Source organism: Streptomyces sp. NPDC049970, assembly GCF_040660235.1.
In the GTDB taxonomy this organism is placed as follows: Bacteria; Actinomycetota; Actinomycetes; order Streptomycetales; family Streptomycetaceae; genus Streptomyces.
Genome location: NZ_JBFALP010000053.1, coordinates 1 through 2,152 on the forward strand (window position 1 = coordinate 1; position 2,152 = coordinate 2,152).

Sequence of the window (2,152 nt, forward strand, 5' to 3'; positions counted from 1 at the left end):
GCGCCGTCCCCGCCGCGACCGCGAGCTGATCGTCAGCGGCGGGCCCGACACCGTCCACGACGGACCTACGGAGGGAAAGGAGGCGTCCGATGGCTGAGGAGCCCAAGGAGACCAAGCCCGGTTTCCTCAACCCCGTGGCCGGCTTCGGCGTGACCTTCAAGGCCATGTTCAAGAAGCGGCTGACCGAGCAGTACCCGGAGCAGAAGAAGCCCACGGCTCCGCGCTTCCACGGACGGCACCAGCTCAACCGCCATCCGGACGGCCTGGAGAAGTGCGTCGGCTGCGAACTGTGCGCCTGGGCCTGCCCCGCCGACGCCATCTATGTCGAGGGCGCCGACAACACCGACGAGGAGCGCTACTCCCCGGGCGAGCGCTACGGCCGCGTCTACCAGATCAACTACGCCCGCTGCATCCTGTGCGGCCTGTGCATCGAGGCCTGCCCCACGCGCGCGCTGACCATGACCAACGAGTACGAGCTGGCCGACACCAGCCGCGCGAACCTCATCTACACCAAGGAGCAGCTGCTCGCAGGCCTGGAGGAGGGCATGGTCGACACGCCCCACGCCATGTACCCGGGCACCGACGAGCAGGACTACTACCGGGGCCTGGTGACCGAGGCCGCCCCGGGGACGGTGCGTCAGGTCGCCGTCTCCCAGGGCGAGGTGCCGCCCGAGGAGGCGTCCGCCGCCGACGGTCACGAGCAGGCGCCGAAGAAGGTGATCAGCCGATGACCGCACAGCTCGCCGCCTACACCACGTCCACCGGGGAGGCCGTCCAGTTCTGGATCCTGGGCACCATCGCGGTGATCGGCGCCCTGTGCACCGTCTTCCTGAAGAAGGCCGTGCACGCAGCGCTGAGCCTGGCGGGCACCATGATCGTGCTGGCGGTGTTCTACCTCGCCAACGGCGCGTACTTCCTCGGCATCGTGCAGATCGTCGTCTACACCGGCGCGATCATGATGCTGTTCCTGTTCGTGGTGATGCTCGTCGGTGTCACCGCGGCGGACTCGCTGAAGGAGACCATCAAGGGCCAGCGCTGGCTGGCCGCGCTGTGCGGTCTGGGCTTCGGCGTCCTGCTGCTCGCGGGCATCGCCAACGCCTCCCTGAAGGACTTCGCCGGCACCGGCCGGGCCAACGCGAACGGCAACGTCGCCGGGCTGGCGTCCGTCATCTTCACCAAGTACGTCTACGCCTTCGAACTCACCGGCGCCCTGCTCATCACGGCGGCCGTCGGCGCCATGGTCCTCACCCACCGCGAGCGCACCGAGCGGGCCAGGACCCAGCGCGAGCTGTCCGAGCGGCGCGTGCGCGAGGGCACCTATGTGCCGCCGCTGCCCGCCCCCGGTGTGTACGCCCGGCACAACGCCGTCGACATCGCGGGCCTGCTGCCCGACGGCACCCCGTCCGAGCTGACCGTCAACCGGACCCTGCGCGAACGCGGCCAGATCCGGGACGTCTCGGCCGAGGCGCTGAGCGACCTGAAGGCCCTGGAGCGGCGCGCCGCCGAGCGCCTGGAGCGCCCCCAGATCCCGGCGACCTTCAAGCGGACCGAGGAGGCGTCGCAGTGAACCCCGTCAACTACCTGTATCTCGCCGCCGTGTTGTTCACGATCGGCGCCACCGGTGTGCTCATCCGGCGCAACGCCATCGTGCTCTTCATGTGCATCGAGCTGATGCTCAACGCCTGCAACCTCGCGTTCGTCGCCTTCTCCCGGATGCACGGCAACCTCGACGGCCAGATCATCGCCTTCTTCACGATGGTCGTCGCCGCGGCGGAGGTCGTGGTCGGGCTCGCGATCATCGTGTCGCTGTTCCGTACCCGTCACTCGGCCTCGGTCGACGACGCCAGCCTGATGAAGCTGTAAGGGGTCGGAAGAATCGTGGAGAACCTGATTGCGCTGCTGATCGCGGCGCCTCTGCTCGGAGCGGCCGTCCTTCTCGTCGGCGGCCGCCGGCTCGACGCCGTCGGCCACTGGCTGGGCACCCTGCTCGCCGCGGTCTCCTTCGTCATCGGCCTGGTGCTCTTCGCCGGTCTGCTGGGCCGGGGCGCCGACGACCGCACCGTCACCCAGCACCTGTTCAGCTGGATCCCGGTGGCCGGCTTCCAGGCGGACGTCACCTTCCGCCTGGACCAGCTGTCCATGACGTTCGTGC

3 protein-coding genes and 1 pseudogene are annotated in these 2,152 nt (G+C 69.2%); all 4 read left to right on the top strand.

Annotated features, from left to right (window positions below):
- The first annotated feature begins 89 nt into the window (after window positions 1-89).
- Entirely contained in the window at window positions 90-731 is a 642-nt protein-coding gene (gene nuoI, locus AB0I83_RS31395) for an NADH-quinone oxidoreductase subunit NuoI (RefSeq protein WP_189428151.1), read from the top strand.
- Window positions 728-1,567, top strand: a complete 840-nt coding sequence (locus AB0I83_RS31400; RefSeq protein WP_125496950.1) for an NADH-quinone oxidoreductase subunit J — start codon at window positions 728-730, stop codon at window positions 1,565-1,567. The genes nuoI and AB0I83_RS31400 overlap by 4 nt, the downstream gene beginning before the upstream one ends.
- Window positions 1,564-1,863 carry an NADH-quinone oxidoreductase subunit NuoK gene (gene nuoK, locus AB0I83_RS31405; RefSeq protein WP_125496949.1) on the top strand — a complete coding sequence of 100 codons (300 nt, stop codon included), beginning with the start codon at window positions 1,564-1,566 and terminating at the stop codon, window positions 1,861-1,863. Before AB0I83_RS31400 ends, nuoK begins: the two co-directional genes overlap by 4 nt.
- A 15-nt stretch (window positions 1,864-1,878) precedes the next feature.
- Window positions 1,879-2,152 (top strand): annotated as a pseudogene (locus AB0I83_RS31410) (NADH-quinone oxidoreductase subunit L); the annotation flags it as partial.

Coding starts and splice junctions, on each gene's coding strand:
- nuoI (WP_189428151.1), top strand. CDS start 90: ATGGCTGAGGAGCCCAAGGAGACCAAGCCCGGTTTCCTCAACCCCGTG.
- AB0I83_RS31400 (WP_125496950.1), top strand. CDS start 728: ATGACCGCACAGCTCGCCGCCTACACCACGTCCACCGGGGAGGCCGTC.